Origin of the sequence: Enterobacter roggenkampii (assembly GCF_001729805.1) — a bacterium.
Lineage (GTDB): Bacteria > Pseudomonadota > Gammaproteobacteria > Enterobacterales > Enterobacteriaceae > Enterobacter > Enterobacter roggenkampii.
On sequence record NZ_CP017184.1, the window covers coordinates 566,437 to 584,960 of the forward strand.

Annotated in this window: 15 protein-coding genes and 1 pseudogene; 9 read left to right on the top strand and 7 right to left on the bottom strand. The window is 62.8% G+C overall.

Annotation, left to right across the window (positions count from 1 at the left end; genetic code table 11):
• The first annotated feature begins 193 nt into the window (after nucleotides 1-193).
• Nucleotides 194-619, top strand: coding sequence for a FosA/FosA2 family fosfomycin resistance glutathione transferase (gene fosA, locus BFV67_RS02600; RefSeq protein ID WP_069597823.1), 426 nt, complete (start codon nucleotides 194-196; stop codon nucleotides 617-619).
• Here fosA and BFV67_RS02605 read toward each other — a convergent pair.
• Complete coding sequence (locus BFV67_RS02605; RefSeq protein ID WP_069597824.1) at nucleotides 605-1,612, bottom strand: LacI family DNA-binding transcriptional regulator; 1,008 nt, start codon at nucleotides 1,610-1,612, stop codon at nucleotides 605-607. The two genes, fosA and BFV67_RS02605, sit on opposite strands and share 15 nt — an antisense overlap.
• A gap of 185 nt (nucleotides 1,613-1,797) precedes the next feature.
• Here BFV67_RS02605 and BFV67_RS02610 point away from each other — a divergent pair, with 185 nt between their 5' ends.
• Together BFV67_RS02610 and BFV67_RS02615 are read left to right on the top strand one after the other, a co-directional pair.
• Nucleotides 1,798-2,886 (top strand): cellulase family glycosylhydrolase, encoded by a 1,089-nt coding sequence (locus BFV67_RS02610; protein ID WP_069597825.1) that lies wholly within the window; start codon nucleotides 1,798-1,800, stop codon nucleotides 2,884-2,886.
• Nucleotides 2,887-2,936: 50 nt separating this feature from the next.
• A complete protein-coding gene (locus BFV67_RS02615) occupies nucleotides 2,937-4,331 on the top strand; it encodes an MFS transporter (RefSeq protein WP_069597826.1) in 1,395 nt (464 codons plus the stop codon).
• Between the two features lie 39 nt (nucleotides 4,332-4,370).
• Here the strand turns inward: BFV67_RS02615 and BFV67_RS02620 are convergent, their stop codons facing one another.
• Genes BFV67_RS02620 through BFV67_RS02635 form a run of 4 tightly spaced genes read right to left on the bottom strand, consistent with a single transcriptional unit; the run spans nucleotide 4,371 to nucleotide 9,117 of the window.
• Nucleotides 4,371-5,192 (bottom strand): alpha/beta fold hydrolase, encoded by an 822-nt coding sequence (locus BFV67_RS02620; RefSeq protein WP_039023958.1) that lies wholly within the window; start codon nucleotides 5,190-5,192, stop codon nucleotides 4,371-4,373.
• Nucleotides 5,193-5,222: 30 nt separating this feature from the next.
• A complete protein-coding gene (locus BFV67_RS02625) occupies nucleotides 5,223-6,842 on the bottom strand; it encodes an MFS transporter (protein ID WP_069597827.1) in 1,620 nt (539 codons plus the stop codon).
• On the bottom strand, nucleotides 6,839-7,246 hold the full coding sequence (locus BFV67_RS02630; RefSeq protein ID WP_069597828.1) for a DoxX family protein: 408 nt from the start codon (nucleotides 7,244-7,246) through the stop codon (nucleotides 6,839-6,841). Before BFV67_RS02630 ends, BFV67_RS02625 begins: the two co-directional genes overlap by 4 nt.
• A complete protein-coding gene (locus tag BFV67_RS02635; protein ID WP_069597829.1) occupies nucleotides 7,246-9,117 on the bottom strand; it encodes an amidohydrolase in 1,872 nt (623 codons plus the stop codon). Before BFV67_RS02635 ends, BFV67_RS02630 begins: the two co-directional genes overlap by 1 nt.
• A 218-nt stretch (nucleotides 9,118-9,335) precedes the next feature.
• Between BFV67_RS02635 and BFV67_RS02640 the strand changes: the two genes are divergently transcribed.
• The 5 genes from BFV67_RS02640 (at nucleotide 9,336) to BFV67_RS02660 (ending at nucleotide 16,564) form a co-directional block, all read left to right on the top strand.
• Entirely contained in the window at nucleotides 9,336-10,022 is a 687-nt protein-coding gene (locus BFV67_RS02640; RefSeq protein WP_069597830.1) for a hydrolase, read from the top strand.
• A gap of 61 nt (nucleotides 10,023-10,083) precedes the next feature.
• Nucleotides 10,084-10,305, top strand: coding sequence for a DUF1427 family protein (locus BFV67_RS02645; protein WP_069597831.1), 222 nt, complete (start codon nucleotides 10,084-10,086; stop codon nucleotides 10,303-10,305).
• On the top strand, nucleotides 10,302-10,565 hold the full coding sequence (locus BFV67_RS02650) for a XapX domain-containing protein (protein ID WP_069597832.1): 264 nt from the start codon (nucleotides 10,302-10,304) through the stop codon (nucleotides 10,563-10,565). Before BFV67_RS02645 ends, BFV67_RS02650 begins: the two co-directional genes overlap by 4 nt.
• A 20-nt stretch (nucleotides 10,566-10,585) precedes the next feature.
• Nucleotides 10,586-10,966, top strand: a complete 381-nt coding sequence (locus BFV67_RS02655; RefSeq protein WP_008501346.1) for a response regulator transcription factor — start codon at nucleotides 10,586-10,588, stop codon at nucleotides 10,964-10,966.
• Nucleotides 10,967-10,975: 9 nt separating this feature from the next.
• Entirely contained in the window at nucleotides 10,976-16,564 is a 5,589-nt protein-coding gene (locus tag BFV67_RS02660) for a trifunctional serine/threonine-protein kinase/ATP-binding protein/sensor histidine kinase (protein ID WP_069597833.1), read from the top strand.
• A 3-nt stretch (nucleotides 16,565-16,567) separates the two neighbouring features.
• Here the strand turns inward: BFV67_RS02660 and BFV67_RS02665 are convergent, their stop codons facing one another.
• Both BFV67_RS02665 and BFV67_RS02670 read right to left on the bottom strand, forming a co-directional pair.
• Nucleotides 16,568-17,185, bottom strand: coding sequence for a response regulator transcription factor (locus BFV67_RS02665; protein ID WP_045353149.1), 618 nt, complete (start codon nucleotides 17,183-17,185; stop codon nucleotides 16,568-16,570).
• A 179-nt stretch (nucleotides 17,186-17,364) separates the two neighbouring features.
• A complete protein-coding gene (locus BFV67_RS02670; RefSeq protein ID WP_023293372.1) occupies nucleotides 17,365-17,751 on the bottom strand; it encodes a VOC family protein in 387 nt (128 codons plus the stop codon).
• Nucleotides 17,752-17,833: 82 nt separating this feature from the next.
• On the opposite strand from BFV67_RS02670, the pseudogene BFV67_RS02675 reads away from it, so the two are divergent.
• A pseudogene (locus tag BFV67_RS02675) lies at nucleotides 17,834-18,442 on the top strand (ATP-dependent Clp protease proteolytic subunit); the annotation flags it as partial.
• Nucleotides 18,443-18,524 lie beyond the last annotated feature (82 nt).

Below are 18,524 nucleotides of genomic sequence, written 5' to 3' on the forward strand. Positions count from 1 at the left end.
TCCTTAACGTTGTAATGCCGAAAGGGGTCTTAGATGTGAGAAAGCCGCCTTTCGGCGGCTATCTGAAAATGGGAAAAACTACTCCGTGCCGCCTTTAAGAAGGCAGCCACCAGCGGTTTACGGTGAGCACGGCGTGGTTTATGTTCATCTCTTTACCGTACCACGTCCGGCGCGAAAAACAAAAGGGCACGTTATGCTGCAATCACTCAACCACCTGACTCTCGCGGTCAGCGACCTGCAAAAAAGCGTCACCTTCTGGCACGAGCTGCTGGGGCTTACGCTGCACGCCCGCTGGAATACCGGGGCCTATCTCACCTGCGGCGAGCTGTGGGTCTGCCTGTCGTACGACGAGGCGCGCCAGTACGTGCCGCCGCAGGAGAGCGACTACACCCACTACGCGTTTACCGTCACGGAAGAAGATTTTGAACCGTTCTCGCAAAGGCTGGAGCAGGCGGGCGTCACCGTCTGGAAGCAGAACAAAAGCGCGGGGGCGTCGTTCTATTTTCTCGACCCGGACGGGCACAAGCTGGAGCTGCACGTGGGCAGCCTCGCCGCGCGGCTGGCGGCGTGTCGCGAGAAGCCCTACGCGGGTATGGTGTTTACCTCAGACGAGGCTTGAGGCGCGTACCTTCAGCCTGCCCGCCAGCGTCACGTGCGTGGCGGCATCTTCCTGATTGCACAGGTACTCCACCGCCAGCCGTCCCAGCTCGCTGTAGGGCAGCTGGATACTGGTCAGCGGCGGGGTGAGCTGCTCGGAGATCTTCTGGTCGTCGTAGCCCGCCAGCAGCATATCCTGCGGGATGCGCACGCCGTTCACCGCGAGCGCCTGATAGCAGCCAATCGCCAGCCAGTCGCTGGCGCAGAAGATGGCGTCCGGGCGCTCGGCCAGTTCAAGCAGCGAAGCCGTCGCGGTAAAGGACTCGCTGAACTGCCAGTTGGTCTGGCGCACCAGGCCGTCGTCGCACGCGAGTCCGGCCTGCTGCAGCGCCGCCTGGTAGCCTGCCAGACGCTGGCGCGAGGCCTCCATCCAGCTCTCGCCGGTGATGTGGGCGATGCGCGTGGCCCCGCAGGCGATGAGGTGTTTAGTCACCTGGAAGGCGTTGGCGTAGTCGTCCGGGATAAATGACGGCAGCAGCGGCGAGCCGGGGTCGCGCTGGTTGAGCAGCACCAGCGGGATGCGGGTGCAGTCCTGGAATGCCGTCATGTCCACCAGCGTGGTGACCGGTGAGGCGAGGACAATCCCGATGCAGTTGCGCTTCTCCAGCTGGCGGATGATGTTCAGCGCCAGCTCGATGTCGTCGCCGTAGTCGTAGACGGTGAGCAGGGTCTCGTTGCGCCACGCCGCTTCCCGCGCCTGGCTGATGGCGTCGATAAACGGGTCAAAGCTCTGCATGGAGCTCACCAGCAGGGCGATCTCTTCCTGGTTGCGCGGGGCGTGAACGGCGGGGAGGCGGTCGTAGCCGAGCTCGGTGGCGACGCTAATCACCCTATGACGGGTGTCGTCGCTGAGCTTGATGTTGCGGGACTGGTTAAGCACCAGCGATACCGTCGCCTGCGACACCCCGGCCGCCCGCGCAATATCGTTCATCGTCACTTTCGTTTTTCGCTTCATCCGTCCTCTCCCTTTCGCGAATTCGCATCATACCCTAACCGCACGCTTACGCGCCGTCGATCACGTTTCTCATTCATCGAAGCGCGAACTTTGTGAGGGGCATCGCTTTTCTCAACGCCGTAATTTGCGCATTTATCCCGCAGCTAATATTTATTAGCTAAATATTATCAGTAAGAGGACGCGTAATGAAAGAGCAGTGGAGCAGGGAGCAGGCACAGGCTTGGTATCAGCAGAAGGGCTGGCTGTGCGGGTTTAACTACCTGCCGTCGACGGCGGTGAACTGGACCGATATCTGGCAGGCAGAGACCTTTGATGCCGCTACCATCGAGCGCGAGCTGGGCTGGGCGGCGGACGCGGGCTACAACACCCTGCGCATCAACCTGCCGTTTATCGTCTGGGAGCACGACCGCGACGGGCTGATGGCGCGCATCGACCGGTTTTTAACGATTGCCGACGGCCGCGGTTTCAGCACCATGCTGACCCTGATGGACGACTGCGGTTTCTCCGGCGACGAGCCGTACCTCGGCCCGCAAAAGCCGCCCGTGCCGGGCAAGCACAACAGTCAGGCGGCGGCGAGCCCGGGGCGCGACAAAGTGTGCGATCCCGACTGCTGGGCAGACATTGAGCGCTATATCCGCGACGTTGTGCGCCAGTTCCGCGACGATAAGCGCGTGCTGCTGTGGGATCTCTACAACGAGCCGGGCAACCGCGGTATTTTCGCGACGGGCACGCAGGAGGTGCAGTACGACGCGAAGCTGGAGACCTGCGCGCACGAGTTGATGAAGCTGGCGTTCCAGTGGGTACGTGAAGAAGACCCGACCCAGCCGCTCACCGTCTGCGCGTGGCGCCTGCCGCCGGAAGAGGAGGGCGAGACGTTCTTCCAGCATCCGCTGGACCAGACCGCGCTGGCGCTCTCGGACGTGGTGAGCTTCCACGCCTACACCCACACCGGCCGCATGACGGCGATTATCCAGCAGCTGCAACAGCTCGGTCGCCCGCTGTTCTGCACCGAATGGCTGGCGCGCCACGTGGGCAGCACCATCGAAGAGCAGCTCCCGCTGATGTACGCGGCGAAGGTCGCGCCGTATCAGTGGGGGCTGGTGCGCGGCAAAACCCAGACGTGGCTGCCGTGGCCGGTGGTGATGAAGGAGTCCACGGATTACTGCCGCCTCTGGTTCCACGACGTGTTCGAGGAGAACGGTATTCCGTTCTCGCGCCGTGAAATCGCCCTGATGCAGCAGTTGCGCAAGATCGCCCCGAAACTTCAGGGCTAATAATATCGACCCGGCGGCCGACCGCCGGGCAACCAGGCAGGCATATAACAATGGCAATGACAATGAAAATACCGTCTCGCGAGCTGTGGTCTTATTTTGGCTATGGTTTAGGTCAGTGTTTTAGCTTTGGTTTAGTGGGTTCGTTTATTAACTATTTTTACACCGACGTGCTGGGGATTTCGGCGCTGGCGGCGAGCACCATCTTCCTGATTGCCCGCGCGTGGGACGCGGTTCACGATCCGCTGTTTGCCAGCATTATGGACACCATTAACAGCCGGTTCGGCAAGTTTCGCCACTTTTTGCTGATCGCCCCGCTGCTGATCACCGGCGTCACGCTGCTGTCGTTCTATAAAATCGAAGTGGACATGACCACCAAAATCCTCTACGCCGGGGTGACCTACATCCTGTGGGGGACGCTGTACGCCATCTCCGATATCCCGTTCTGGTCGATGTCGTCGGTGATGACCAACGACTCCGCCCAGCGCACCCGCGCGGTGACGGCGGCGATGCTCGGGGTGAACGCGGGGATTGCCTGCGCCAACATCTTCTTCCCGAAGCTGGCGGCGTTCTTCGCCCAGTACAGCAACGATAAAGGCTACTTTATGGCGGCGCTGGTGATGATGCTGGTGGGCCTGCCGCTGATGCTTAACGGCTTTATGCAGATCAAAGAGCGCGTGCCGCCGAGCCCGGAAAAGGTGACCATCCGCGACACCTTCCACAACCTGCGCCAGAACAAGCCGCTGTTTATCGTCCTGCTGTCGTTCTTTTTCTGCGTGTTCCACAACGTGGCGGGCGGGCTCTATATCTACTTCTTTATCAACAATCTGGGCGACGGCAGCCTGCAAATGGCGATTGGCGTGATGGGGATTGTGGCGGCGGTGCTGTGCCTGGTCGCCCCGATGCTGACGCGCCGGATGCAGAAGCGGAAGCTGTTTATGATCCTCTGCGGGCTGGACGTGGCGGTGCGCGTGGTGATGTGGTTTGTCGGGTATCAGCAGGTGACGATGCTGTTTATTCTCCTCGGCCTGAGCACGCTGTTCGTGATGATGACCAACATCCTCACCTCGTCGATGATTGCCGACACCATCGAGTACGCGGAGTACCACACCCACAAGCGCTGCGCGGCGATCACCTTCTCCGGGCAGACCTTTACCGGCAAGATGTCGGTGGCAGTGGGCGGCGGGTTAATCGGCGTGTTTCTGACGATGATCGGCTACGTGCCGCAGGCGCAAATTCAGAGTGAGAGCGTGCTGTCGGGGCTGTTCTTCGGGATTTGTCTGCTGCCGGCAATAGGGTCGCTGATCCGCATGGGCTTTATGTCGCGCTTTACCTTTACCGAGGAGAAGCACGCGGAGATTTGTCGGCTGCTGGCGGAGCGGAACGCGTCTGCGAAAGCGCCGGGTGGCGGCTGCGCCTTACCCGGCCTACAGGATCAGCCCTTGTAGGCCTGATAAGCGAAGCGCCATCAGGCTTCGCGTAATGACTTACAGCGCCTTCACAAACGCCAGCAGATCTTCGTTGAGCTGGTCCTGGTGGGTCAGCGCGAAGCCGTGCGGCGCGTTGTCGTACACCTTCAGCGTGGCGTTTTTGATCATCTCTGCCGCCAGCTTGCCGGTGCTTTCAAACGGCACGATCTGGTCGTTGCTGCCGTGAATAACCAGCGTCGGCACGTCGATTTTCGCCATATCCGGGCGGAAGTCGGTTTCGCCGAACGCGGTCACGCAGTCGATGGTGCCCTTCAGGGACGCCAGCAGGGCGATGTTCAGCGTCTGGGTCAGGGCACCGGCGGAAACGGTCTGCCCGGCGTTGATGCCGTAGAACGGGGTGGCGAAGTCGCTGATGAACTGGGCGCGATCTTTGCGCAGCCCGTCGCGAATGCCGTCGAACACGCTCTGATCCACGCCCTGCGGGAAGGAGTCGGATTTGCCGAAGATTGGCGTCACCGCGCCCAGCAGCGCCAGACCGGCCACGCGCGCGCTGCCGTAGTTGTTGATGTAGCGGGTCACGTCGCCGCCGCCCATGGAGAAGCCCACCAGCGTAACGTCCTGGAGGTCCAGGGTGGTGATCAGGTCGTTGATGTCGGACGCAAAGGTGTCGTAGTCGTAGCCGTTCCACGGCTGATCCGAGCGGCCAAAGCCGCGGCGGTCAAAGGCGATGGCGCGGAAGCCGCGCTCGGCCAGGTAGTTCAGCTGGCTGTCCCACATGTCGCCGTCCAGCGGCCAGCCGTGGCTGAAGAGAACCGGTTTGCCCGCGCCGCAGTCTTTGTAGTAAATCTGCGTGCCGTCTTTTGCCTTAAACGTTGCCATAGTGTGTTCCTGTACAGGTGATGGTTAGGGTTATACCGGCGCGACCAGGTAGCGAATGGCCGGTGATGTTGTGCCCTGATGAAAAGCCAGAACGCGGCTCTGCAGCAGGAGGTCATTCATGGTGTGGCGCTCCTGCTGGCGCAGATGCTCAATCCAGGAGCCCATCAGGAAGGTCTCGATAAACAGGCCGGGGCGCTCGATATCCTCGTACACCGCCCAGCTCATCGCCCCGGCGCGGCGGCGTACCCGGCGCAGCTCGTGGACCGCCTCCAGGAAGGCCTTCGCGTTGTGCGGGTCGATGATGTACTCGTGCGAGACCAGCACCGGGCCACGCTCGTTCGGCAGGTCGATCTCCACGCCGTCCAGCGGCTGACCGCTCAGGTCGAGGTTCAGGTCCGGGTCTTTCTCCAGCTTCCAGCGGAACACGGTGGCGCTTGCCAGCACCATCCCCAGCGTGGCGACAACCAGCGCGGCCGGGGTGCCGAACCGGGAGGCAATCTGCCCCCAGATGGCGCTGCCCGTGGTCATCGAGCCGAAGAACACCGTCAGGTAGACCGCCAGCGCCCGGGCCTTCACCCAGCGGGCGGCGCTGCGCTGGGCGCCGAGATTGAGGGTAGAGAGCACCGCAATCCACGCGAAGCCGGTGAAGAACTCAAACAGGTTGAGCAGCCAGACGTGGCGCACGAACGCCAGCGCCAGCATGGTGAGGGCAAAGGTCAGGCTCGCGGCCACCATCAGGCGGTCGGCGTTCAGCCGCTGGCGCAGGCGCGGCAGCAGGATGGCCCCGGCAATGGCCCCCAGGCCAATGCACGCCAGCATCACGCCGTAGCCCGCCGGGCCCAGGCCCAGCTCGCGGCGCGCCACCAGCGGCAGCAGCGCCCAGCCCGCGCTGCCGAAAACGAAGAAGGCCACCGTGCGCACCAGCACGTTGCGCAGCACCGGGGCGGCGTGCACGTAGCGGATGCCGGTGCGCACCGCCGAGAAGAAGTGCTCCGGCGGCAGACGCTGAATGGACGGGGCCGGACGCCAGCGCCACAGCACCCACGCCACGCCCACCACGGAGAGCGCGTTCAGGGCAAACACCATCCACGGCCCGGCGAGCGACAGCAGGAAACCACCCAGCGCGGGGCCAATCGCCCGGCTGATGTTCACCCCGAGCGAGTTCAGCGCCACGGCGGCGCCCAGCTCCGGCTTGCTCACCAGATCGGGCACCACGGCCTGGAACGGCGGCGAGCTCATCGCCGCCCCCACGCTCAGCAGAAACGTCGCCACCAGCAGCACGGCGGGGGTGACGTGTCCGGTGAAGGCGAGCACCGTCAGCCCGGCGGCGGCGATGAATACCCACAGCTGGGAGAAGAGGAGATATTTACGTCGGTCGACGATGTCCGCCATCACCCCGGACGGCAGGGCGAAGAGGAACATTGGCAGGCTGCTGGCCGCCTGCACCAGCGCGATATCCAGTGGGTCGGCGCTCAGGGTCAGCATGCTCCAGTTGATGCCGACGTCGCTCATCCATGAGCCGACGTTAGAGACCACCGTGGCGATCCACAGCATGCGGAACACCGGCTGGCTCAGCGGCTGCCAGGGTGAAACCGTCGGTGCGGGCGTCGTCTCGACGTGTGCGTCGCGAACGTCGTTAACCTGGGTCATGCGAACCTCTCCGTTGCCTTACGCTGCAGCCGCCACTGGCCCGGCCCGGTGAGGGCGAGAGTGGTGAAGATAATCAGCAGCAGCCAGCCAAACTGCCCTTCGGCAATCGACCAGTTGGGGTGGACCGCCAGCATCGCCACCAGCAGCACGGCGATAATCGGCAGGCACGCCAGGCGGGTGTACACGCCCGCAATGATCAACAGCGGGCAGATCGCTTCGGCGACAATCGCCGGGATCAGGCTGGCGTAAGGCCCGAAGCCGAACGGATCCTCAATGCGCGTCAGCTCTTCGCTGAAGTGCAGCACCTTCGGCAGGCCGTGGACGTACAGCAGCAGCAGGCTGCCGGTCAGGCGCAGGAAGAACAGCCCCAGGTCGACCCGGGGCGGCATAGTGGTGTTTTTCATCAGAATGCAAAGCAGCTGCAGCCCAGCGCCCCCCAGAAAGCGTTATCGTCGGACACCGGCATCGCTGACGTGCGGGCGAAGTCATGTTGGTGGCTGTGAACCCCGCACGGCCCGCTGCAGTGGTGGATAGGGCTCATGCCGACGCGTGCGGCCTGCGGCGGCGCGCTGCGGTAGTGGCCCGGCACCTTGACCACCGGGGACCACTCGGGCAGAACCGGAATGGCCGGCGGCGCGAGCGGGCCAAAGCTGCCCGCGGCGTAGACGATATCGCCGTTGACCACCGTGAGAACGGACTCGATGCCCTTGATCTCCTCTTCCGGCACGCGGAAGTAGTCTTTGCTGAGCACCGCCAGGTCGGCGAGCTGGCCGACCTTGATCTGCCCCTTCTGATTCTGCTCGCTGGAGAACCACGCGCTGCCCTGGGTCCAGAGCATCAGGGCGGTATCGCGGTCCAGACGGGCGCTGTGATCGTACATCTGCATCCCGCCGACGGTGCGGCCGGAGACCAGCCAGTAGAGCGCGGTCCACGGGTTGTAGCTCGCCACGCGGGTGGCATCCGTTCCCAGGCCCACCGGCACGCCGGTCTCGAGCATTTTCGCCACCGGCGGCGTGTGGCGGGTGGCTTCGATGCCGTAGCGCTCGGCGAAGTATTCGCCCTGGAAGGCCATGCGGTGCTGCACGGCAATGCCGCCGCCGAGCGCTTTGATGCGGTCGATGTTGGCCTGGGTGACGGTTTCCGCGTGGTCGAAGAACCAGTGCAGGCCGTTGAACGGAATGTCGCGGTTCACCTTCTCGAAGACGTCCAGCATGCGGCTGATGGATTCGTTATAGGTGGCGTGCAGGCGGAACGGCCAGCGGTGTTCCACCAGATGGCGCACCACGCGCTCCAGCTCGTCCTCCATGCCCGGCGCGAGGTCCGGGCGCGGCTCGAGGAAATCTTCAAAATCGGCGGCAGAGAAGACCAGCATCTCGCCCGCGCCGTTGTGGCGGAAGAAGTCACTGCCCTGGCCCGGCGTGAGCATGTCGGTCCATTTTTCAAAGTCTTCCAGCTCGTGGCCCGGACGCTGGGTAAACAGGTTGTAGGCGATGCGGATGGTCATCTGCTTTTTCGCGTGCAGCTCGGCAATCACCTCATAGTCTTCCGGGTAGTTCTGGAAGCCGCCGCCCGCGTCGATGGCGCTGGTCAGCCCCAGACGGTTCAGCTCGCGCATGAACTGGCGGGTGGAGTTAACCTGCTGCTCCAGCGGCAGCTTCGGCCCTTTGGCCAGCGTGGCGTAGAGGATCATGGCGTTCGGACGGGCAATCAGCATCCCGGTCGGGTTGCCGTTGGCGTCGCGCTGGATCTCGCCGCCCGGCGGGTTTGGCGTGTCTTTGGTGTAGCCGACCACCTTCAGCGCGGCGCGGTTGAGCAGGGCGCGGTCGTAGAGGTGCAGGATGAAGACCGGGGTATCCGGCGCGGCGTCGTTAATTTCGTCCAGGGTCGGCATGCGGCGCTCGGCAAACTGGAACTCGGTCCAGCCGCCCACCACGCGCACCCACTGGGGCGACGGGGTGCGCAGGGCCTGCTCTTTCAGCATCCGCAGGGCGTCGGCCAGGGAGGGCACGCCTTCCCAGCGCAGCTCGAGGTTGTAGTTCAGCCCGCCGCGAATCAGGTGCAGGTGCGAGTCGTTGAGGCCGGGGATGGCGGTGTGGCCTTTTAAGTCGACCACTTTGGTGCCGTCGCCGTGGTGCTGCATCACCTCGGCGACGGTACCCACTTCCAGAAATTTTCCGTCGCGCACGGCAACGGCTTCCGCGACGGGGTTCTCGCGATCGACGGTGTGAAACTGGCCGTTAACCAGAATGAGATCGGCTTTACCGAGGGTAACCATAACTGCTCCTGACTGAGAGGGGAATGGTCAGGATTATGGGAACCGGTTTCGGCAAAGATCCAGTTATACAATAGGATAGGTATACCAAAGTATAACTATACCTAAGGTTAACTATACGAAGAGATAATTACGCGCGGAGAGAGAAAACCGCAGGATGAAGGTGACTTTATCGTCGCGGCGCTCGCGGCGATTTCTACCCTTAACCACTGGAAAATGCTATGACCTCTTCAAAGCTCGAAGTGTTAACCCCTGCGAACTGTCAGATCATCTTTATCGATCACCAGCCACAGATGGCGTTTGGCGTGCAGTCGATTGACCGTCAGGTGCTGAAAAACAACACCGTGGCGCTGGCGAAAGCGGCTAAGGTATTCAACATCCCGACCATCATTACCACCGTAGAGACCGAAAGCTTCTCCGGCAACACCTATCCGGAGCTGCTGGACGTGTTCCCGGGCCAGGACATTCTGGAGCGTACCTCCATGAACTCCTGGGATGACCAGAAGGTGCGCGACGCGCTGAAGGCCAACGGCAAGAAGAAGGTCGTGGTGGCCGGCCTGTGGACCGAAGTGTGCAACAACAGCTTCGCCCTGTGCGCGATGCTGGAAGGCGACTACGAAATTTATATGGTGGCGGACGCGTCCGGCGGCACCTCCAAAGAAGCCCACGACTACGCGATGCAGCGCATGATCCAGGCGGGCGTGATCCCGGTGACCTGGCAGCAGGTAATGCTGGAGTGGCAGCGCGACTGGGCGCGTAAAGAGACCTACACCGCGGTGATGGACATCGTGCGCGAGCATTCCGGCGCGTACGGCATGGGCGTGGATTACGCCTACACTATGGTGCGCAAAGCGCCGTCTCGCCAGAAGAGCGAGCACCGCACCTTAGCGCCGGTCCCGGCTCGCTAAGTCCCGTCGGCGGGCTGGTCCCTCATCCGGCTCGCCGCTGCCTCTTTCTCTGGAGTTCACGATGAGTACTGGGCTGATATCCCTTGCCGCAGGCGTGTTGATTGGCCTGATGTATGCCGTACTGAAGGTGCGCTCCCCCGCGCCGCCCGCGCTGGCGCTGATTGGCCTGCTGGGGATGCTGGCGGGTGAACAGGCGACGCGCCATCTGTTATCCCGCGACGGCGCGCCGCCGCCTCAGGTAATCGTTCCGCAGGCCAACTCGCAGACGGGAGCGTCGTCATGAAAGCATGGATAATTTCGCTGGTGTGCGGCGTGGGTGCTGGGGTAATTTACGCTCTGCTCGACGTCCATTCCCCGGCGCCGCCGGTTGTCGCCCTGCTTGGCCTGTTTGGCATGCTGGTGGGTGAACAGCTCATCCCGGTGGGACGGCGTTTACTGAGTCGCGAACCGCTTACCCTCGCCTGGTTTCGTCACGAATGCGTACCGAAAATCAGCGGCGCGGCGCCCCCTGCGCCCGCGAAGGATACCCGCGACGTTAAATGACTGGTTAGAGGAATAACAGCATGACGCTGCCGTGGCGCATTGCCATCATTGATGACGAACGTTCCGTCCGCAGCGGGTTGAGTAATCTCCTGGAGTCGGAAGGCTATTCGACCGATACGTTTGATTCGGCAGAGGTATTTCTGAGCCATCCGCTCGCCCTGTCCGGCGCGGCGCTGGTGATCACCGATATCAAGCTGCGGGGCATGAGCGGCCTTGAGCTGTTTGACAAGCTGCGGCTGCTGGCCGTACCGCCTCCGCCCGTGCTCTTTATCTCCGGTCATGCTGATGAAAATATGCAGCGGTACGCTCTCGGTCTGGGCGCCGCTGCTTTTTTGCGTAAGCCCATTAACATCGATATTCTGCTGGATCATATCCAGCGGGAGCTGGCCCGCCGACAATAAGGATCGCGGATGAACGAAAACGAGCAGCCTGCATTCTGGCCCGCCCAGGGGAATCTTCACCAGGGGCGGGTTTTTGTCCTTAAAGAGGATGTGATTTTTACCGTGCTGGCGCAGGAGGGCGGAATCGCCTGGATGCACGCGCGACATCCTCATTCCGGCGGCTCGTTCATTATCGCCACCGCGGTGAGCGACGAAGAGGAAGAGCGGGCCACCCGGCTGCTCAAAAACGAGTTTGCGCTGCGCGATATGCTGCAGGACAGCTGGGCCATTCGCGCCGTCGCCTCCACCCAGTACCGGGGACGCTTCGCGCTGGTGTACGCCCCGTTTTCCTTTGAGCTACTGGCGCGGCGCGCGGGCAGGGCGATCTCGGGGATCGCGCGCTTTATCGAGCTGGCGATCCAGATCTGCGTCCCTCTGCGCCAGATGCATCTGCAAAACCTGATCCACGGCGATATCAAGCCCGGCAGCATTTTTGTTCAGCACGATGCCACCTGCCGTCTGGGCAGCTTTGGCCTCTCCTGCACGCTCTCCGATGCTTTCTCCCAGACCCGGCTTGCCGTTTCGGGCGGTACGCCTGCGTGGATGTCGCCGGAACACACCTCCCGCACCCAGCGTCCCGTGGATAACCGCAGCGATCTCTACAGCCTCGGCATGGTGCTGTATGAACTCCTGACCGGCCGCCTGCCGTTTGAGCTGGGAGAGGACGACCAGACCAACTGGGCGCATTACCACATCGCCTCGGCGCCGCTGGCCCCGGACGCGATACGCCCGGACGTGCCGGGGATGCTGTCAACCATCATCCTGAAGCTGCTGGAGAAGCACCCCGATAACCGCTACCAGACGGTCAACGGGCTGATTGCCGACCTCCGCCGCTGCCAGGCGACGCTGACCTGCGAGGGCGAAATCGTCGCCTTTACCCCCGGCCAGCAGGACCGTACCCCGGCGATCCATCTGGCGGACTCCCTGTTCGCGACCCATCCGCAGGCGAACGACGTCATTGCCGCGTTTGAGCGGGTGGGGCAGAACCGCGTGCCGGAGCTGGTGACCATCGGCGGGCCGTCGGGGATCGGCAAATCCTCGATCATTGCGACGGCGCTTAAAACGCTGCAGCAGCGCACGGTGCTGCTGGCGGTGGGCAAAGTCGATCAGTTTTCACCGTCGCTGCCCTACGGCGTATTAAGCTCCGCGTTCCGCACCCTGACGCTCCACCTGCTGGGGCTGCCGGCAGACGAGGTGGCGAAGTGGAAAATCCGCCTCTCGCGCGCCCTTGAAGGCTATGAAGAACTGGCCGTCAGCCTGGTGCCCGAGCTGGGCCTGCTGCTTGAGCGCAAGCCGCGCTTCTCGGCGGATACGTTTTCTATTGATGCCCGGGCGCGCTTCAGCCATATGGTGCTGGCGCTGGTGAAAACCTTTGCCTCGCTGGGCTGCCCGCTGGTGCTGGTGCTGGTGCTGGACGATCTTCAGTGGAGCGACGCCGCCAGCCTGCAAACGCTCAACGCGCTGCTGGTGAACTGCGGCGCCATCCCGCTGCTGGTGGTTGTCGCTCACCGCGATATCGGCTCGTTGTCCGACCCCACGCTGCAACAGCAGCTGGCGAGCCTGCCGGAGGCGGCACAGCACGCGAGCGAGATTGTCCCGCAGGCGCTCTCGGTTAAAGCCGTGGCGCGCTGGCTGGCAACGGTGTTTCGCACCCGCAGCGCGGCGACGACCGACCTTGCCACCCTGATCCACGAGAAAACGGGCGGCAACCCGCTTTTTGTGCATGAATTTTTCCGCCGCATCGTCGACGACGGGCTGGTGGTGCATAACAAATACCAGGACAAGTGGCATTACGATCTGCAGGCGATCCGCGCCCGGCATTACACCGAAAACGTGGTCACCCTGGTGCTGGAGCAGCTCGAAGAGCTGCCCGACGAGACGCGCCGCCTGCTGGGCAGCATCGCCTGTCTCGGCGGAACGGGCGAGATGGAGATGATGTGCCGCGTGGTCGGCATGTCGATGGCGGAAATGCGCTATGCGCTGCACCCGGCGGTGATGGCGCAGCTTATCGTGCTGACGGAGAAAGCGTACTCCTTCACCCACGACCGGGTGCAGGAGGCCGCCTTTGCGCTGTTGGATCGGCATGAGAAAAGCCATCTTCACCTGACCACCGCCAGCCTGCTGGCCGACGCCGCGCGCCAGGCGGCGGGGAATGAGCTGCTGTTCCGCGCCGTACATCACGTCACGGCCGCGCTGGACAGCATCCAGCCCGCCCCGCAGCGCCAGAGGTTCCGCGAGCTGAGCCTGCTGGCCGCGCGACGCGCGAAGCGTTCGGGAGATTATCTTTCGGCGCTGAGCTATATCCAGACCGCCAGAGCGCTGGGCAACGCCGGGACGGTGTCGGACTTTATGCTCGATATCGAAGAGGCGGGCTGCGAGTTTGCGCTGGGGCACCTGGAGCGGACCCGCGAGCTGTGTGACGCCATCCTCGGCTGCCCCGGCGGGCTGACCGAAAAGGCGCTGGCGGCCAACCTGCTGGTGGAAGTGTACATTCGCCAGTCGGACAGCCGTCTGGCGCTGGAGGCGGCGCTCTGCTGGCTGGGGGTGTTTGGCATCCAGATTGGCCGCTATCCGGAAGATGCCGACTGCGACGAGGCCTGGGAACGCTTTTGCAACCGCGCAAATGACGCGCCGCAACATCTCTTTGCCCCGCTCTCGCGGATGGAGAACCCGGAAACGGAAGCGGTGATGAACCTGCTCTACAGCGCCAGCATTTGCGCCAGCTTCATCTGCCCGCGCCTGCATTTCTTACTGCTCTGCCGCATGATGCACCTGACCCTCGACCACGGCATCACCGGCGCCTCCACCACGGCGATGGCCTGGTTTGGCGTGCTGATGGGCCACCGCTACGCCGAGTATCGCCTCGGGTTTCAGTACGGCACGCTGGCCCGCGAGCTGGTGACCCGCCACGGCTACGATGCCTTTGAAGCCAAGACCCTGCTGCCGCTCGACCAGCTCAGCGTCTGGACCCAGCCTTTGTCGTTCACCATCGAGTGCGCGAAAGCCTGCTTCAGCGCGGCGGTCACCCACGGGGATATGACGATGGCCTGCTTTGCGGCCTGCCACCAGGTGATCAACTTCCTCTCGCGGGGCGATCACCTGGACGGGGTGCTGACCAGCATCGATCGCGGCCTGGCGTTCGTGCGTAAAACCCACTTCCAGGACGTGGAAAGCATTTTGATGGTGCAGCGCAGCTACGTTGAGTTCCTGCGCACGCCGGTCATCGGCACCTGGACCGCGTCGCAGGTCTTGCCCGAGGCGCTGCTTCCCGCGTCGCCGGAGCAGGCCCCGGAGCAGACCTCCACCATGCTGTTCTGGTACTGGCTCTATCGCGGCATGGCGCACTTTACCTGCGGCGAGTACGCCGACGCGCAGGCGGATCTGGAGATGGCGGGGTGGTACGCGTGGTCCGCGCCGGGGCACATCCATCTGCTGGATTACCATCTCTACAGCGCGCTGGCGCTTTCGCGTCAGCTGACGCCGGAGACCTTCTCGGCGAACCACCGCCGCAGCATTCACGCCCACTACGACAAAATCGCCCTCTGGGCGCGCATTAATCCCGGCACGTTCGCGGATAAAGAGGCGCTGATCTACGCCGAAATCGTGCGTCTGGACGGGATGAACAGCATCGCGCTTGAGCAGTACGAGAAGGCGGTCCGGCTCTCCCGCGAGGGCGGGTTTAATCCGATTAACGCCCTGGCCCACGAGCTGGCGGGCCGCTTTGCGCTGGCCTGCGGCTATCCAACCGCCTCGGACGCACACTTCCGCGGGGCCATCTCCGCCTGGGGCCGCGCGGGCGCGCAGGCCAAGGTGCGCCAGCTGGAGCAGGATTTTCCGCACCTGCTGGCCTCCGGGCAGGCGAGCGCCTATGACACGGTAGCGTTCGCCCAGAACGAGACCATCCGCGATCTGCAGAGCGTGATCAAAGCCTCCCGCGCGCTGTCGGAAGAGATCAACCTTGAGCGCTTAATCGAAAACCTGATGACGATCCTCCTCGAACGCGCCGGGGCGCAGCGCGGCCTGCTGCTTCGCGTGAGCGATAGCCTCATTCCGGAGATCGAGGCCAGCGCCTGGACCAGCACCGACGGCGTGCGGGTGAGGATCCTCAAAGACGTGCCGACGGCGACCGACCTGCCGCTGTCGGTGCTCGCGGCGGTGATCCGCACCGGGCAGGAGATCCGCACCGGCAGGCCGGAGGAGTTTCACCCCTTCAGCCAGGACCCCTATCTGGTGACCTCGGGGGCGGCGGTGATGTGCGTCCCGATGTTCAAACAGGCGCGGCTGGTGGGCGTGCTGTACCTGGAAAACCGCCTGATGCCGGAAGTGTTTACCGCCGAACACTCGCGCGTGGTCAGCCTGCTGGGCGCGCAGGCGGCGGTCTCCCTGGAGACGGCGCGGCTGTACGCCGAGCTGCTGACGGAGAACATCCAGCGCCGCCGGGTGGAGAAAGAGCTGCGCGCCAGCCAGACCTCGCTGATGCTGGGCGAGCAGATCAGCCACACCGGCAGCTGGCGCTGGGAGCTGGAGCAGGATCTGATGTTTGTCTCGGACGAGTACGCCCGCATTCTCGGCCTGCCCGAGCAGCAAAAGACGATCTCCATGGCGGAGTTTTTGACCTTCGTCCATGAGGACGATTACGCCCGCATCAGCGCCATTGTTACCCAAAGCGTGCGCGACGGGCTCTCGATGCGCGCGGAGTTTCGCGTTAAGCGTCCCGACGGCTCAACGCGCTACATCCTCGGCATTGGCGATCCGGTGGGAGTGGGCAGCGAGGTGAACGAGTATTACGGTATCATCACCGATATCACCAGCCAGCGCGCCGCGGAGGATGCCATGCGGGTGGCGCAGGCGGATCTGGCGCGGGTGTCCCGGGCCACCACCGTCGGACAGCTGACCTCCTCCATCGCCCATGAGATCAACCAGCCGCTGATGTCGATCGTCTCGAACGCCGGAGCGAGCCTGCGCTGGCTCAGCCGCGAGCCCGCCCGGCTGGATAAAGTGCGGGAAGGGCTGGAGGAGATCGCCGCCGAAGGCGCGCGGGCGGGGGAGATCATTCGCAGCATTCAGTCCCTGACGCGCAAGCAGGATCCCACCTTCTCGCGCATCGACATGCACTCCCTGATCCACCATATCATCACGCTTTCGCGCAGCGAGCTGGAGCAGCGACACATAAGCGTTGATTATCTGTTGAACGCCAGCGACAGCTTTATCACCGGCGATAGCGTGCAGATCCAGCAGGTGCTGTTGAATCTGGTGATGAACGCGGTAGAGGCGATGGCCGAGGTGAAGGAGCGTGCCAGCACCATCACCCTCAGCACCAGCAACGCGGACGGGAAGGTGATCGTTGAGATCGCCGACACCGGCAGCGGCATTGAGCCCGAGCGGCTGGAGCAGATTTTTGACTCGTTCTATTCCACCAAGCCGCAGGGAATGGGGATGGGGCTGACCATCAGCGCCAGCATTATCGAGCGCCACTGCGGGAAGCTAAGCGCGCGCCGCCGGGAGCCGCACGGCACGGTATTTGCCTTCGCGCTGCCGCTGGCCGCGCAGGAAGCGTAAACGTTACTCCGCGGGCTGGCTTTTGGTCAGGCGCTCAACGGCCCTGACCAGCTCGGCCACGGAGCGCACCTGCATTTTTTCCATCACGCGGCGGCGGTGCACCTTCACCGTGATCTCGCTGACGCCCAGCTCGGCGGCAATTTGCTTGTTCAGCATGCCGCTTATCGCCAGCGTCAGCACTTCGTGCTCGCGCGGCGTGAGGGACATGTGGCGCTGCTTCAGGGCGTAGTGCTCTTTATTGCGCACGGCGTTGTTTTCCGCCAGCTGCAGTGCGGATTCGATGGCGTCGATCAGCGCGTTAGATTCGACGGGCTTGGTGAGGAATTCGTACGCGCCGCCTTTGATGGCGCGCACCGACATCGGGATGGTGCCGTGGCCGGTGAGGAAAATAATCGGGATTTCGCGCCCGCTTTCCTTGAGGGCGTCTGCTACCTCAAAACCCGAAATGGCGGGCATTTGCATATCGAGGATCACGCACGACGGCAGATCCTCAAAGCGATATTGCAGAAACGCTTCTGCCGATGAAAAGCCGATGGCGTTCAGGCCTGCCGATTCCAGCAGCCCGATCACGGACTGTCTGACGGCGTCATCGTCATCTACCACATACACAATGTGTTCCATTCACCGCCCCGGTGCTGATTGACATGTCGAGGATGCAAACAGTCACTACGGCGACGTAAGAGACTGTTTATGCTGCCTTTCATCTTAACACATTAACTATCATTATCATTTAACAATATGATAACCGTATGAAGTATAGCGAGCCGGGGCGGGGGCGGTGAAGGAACGAAACGCTGTTTTTATGCACCGACAAGCTCAATGCGGTTGCCGTCCGGGTCCGCGATCACCGCCTCATAAAAGCCGTCTCCGGTCAGGCGCGGAGCGCTGAGCAGCGTGCCGTTGGCCTGGGCTCGCTCGGCCATGCTGTCCACTTTTGCCTTGCTGCCGACGTTGATGGCGATATGCGCCCAGCCGATAAACTCCGGGTGCAGCGGGGCGTCGGGCAGCTCCGGCAGCGTCATGAGCTCGATGGTCGGACCGTCATCCAGCGTAATAAAGTGTGATTCAAACCCCGGACGATTTTTACTGACGTAGCGTTCGTTACTGCGGCCATTAAAAACCGTTTCCCAGAACTGAACCTGGGCGTTCAGGCTGCGGGTCCAGAGTGCAACATGGGCAATATGCATAAGTTCCCTCGTGATGTGTCGGTGAGGACTTTCACCGGTAAAACAGGCTACACTCTGGTTTTGAGCGCGACAAGCTGAGGAAAAGACAATGCACTACACACTGAAAGAAAGCGACAAGGATAAAGCGGAAGGGTCAAACGGCGCGGGCGCTCTGCAGCAAAAACTGCTGGAGTCCCGTTCGATTGTGATCTCCGGTGAGATCAACCAGGAGCTGGCGCAGAAAGTGATCACCCAGATGATCCTGCTGCAAAGCGTCAGCAACGATCCGATCAAGCTGTACATCAACAGCCAGGGCGGCCATGTGGAAGCGGGCGACACCATCCACGACTTCATCAAATTCATTCGCCCGGAAGTGCACGTCATCGGCACCGGCTGGGTGGCGAGCGCCGGGATCACCATCTTCCTGGCCGCGAAAAAAGAGCACCGCTACTCGCTGCCAAATACCCGCTTTATGATCCACCAGCCGCTGGGCGGCGTGCGCGGCCAGGCGACGGATATTGAGATCGAAGCGCGCGAGATCATCCGCATGCTGGATCGCGTGAACAAGCTGATCGCTGACGCCACCGGCCAGCCGCTGGAAAAAGTGAAAAAAGACACCGACCGCAACTTCTGGATGTCCCCGGCGGAAGCGCTGGACTACGGCATCGTGGGCAAGCTGATCACCCATTATGACGAGCTGAAGCTGGACTAAGTTTTTACCGCCGTGTACGTGTCGGGTGGCGGCTACGCCTTACCCGACCTACACGCCCTCGTTTGACCCATGACAAGTTCCC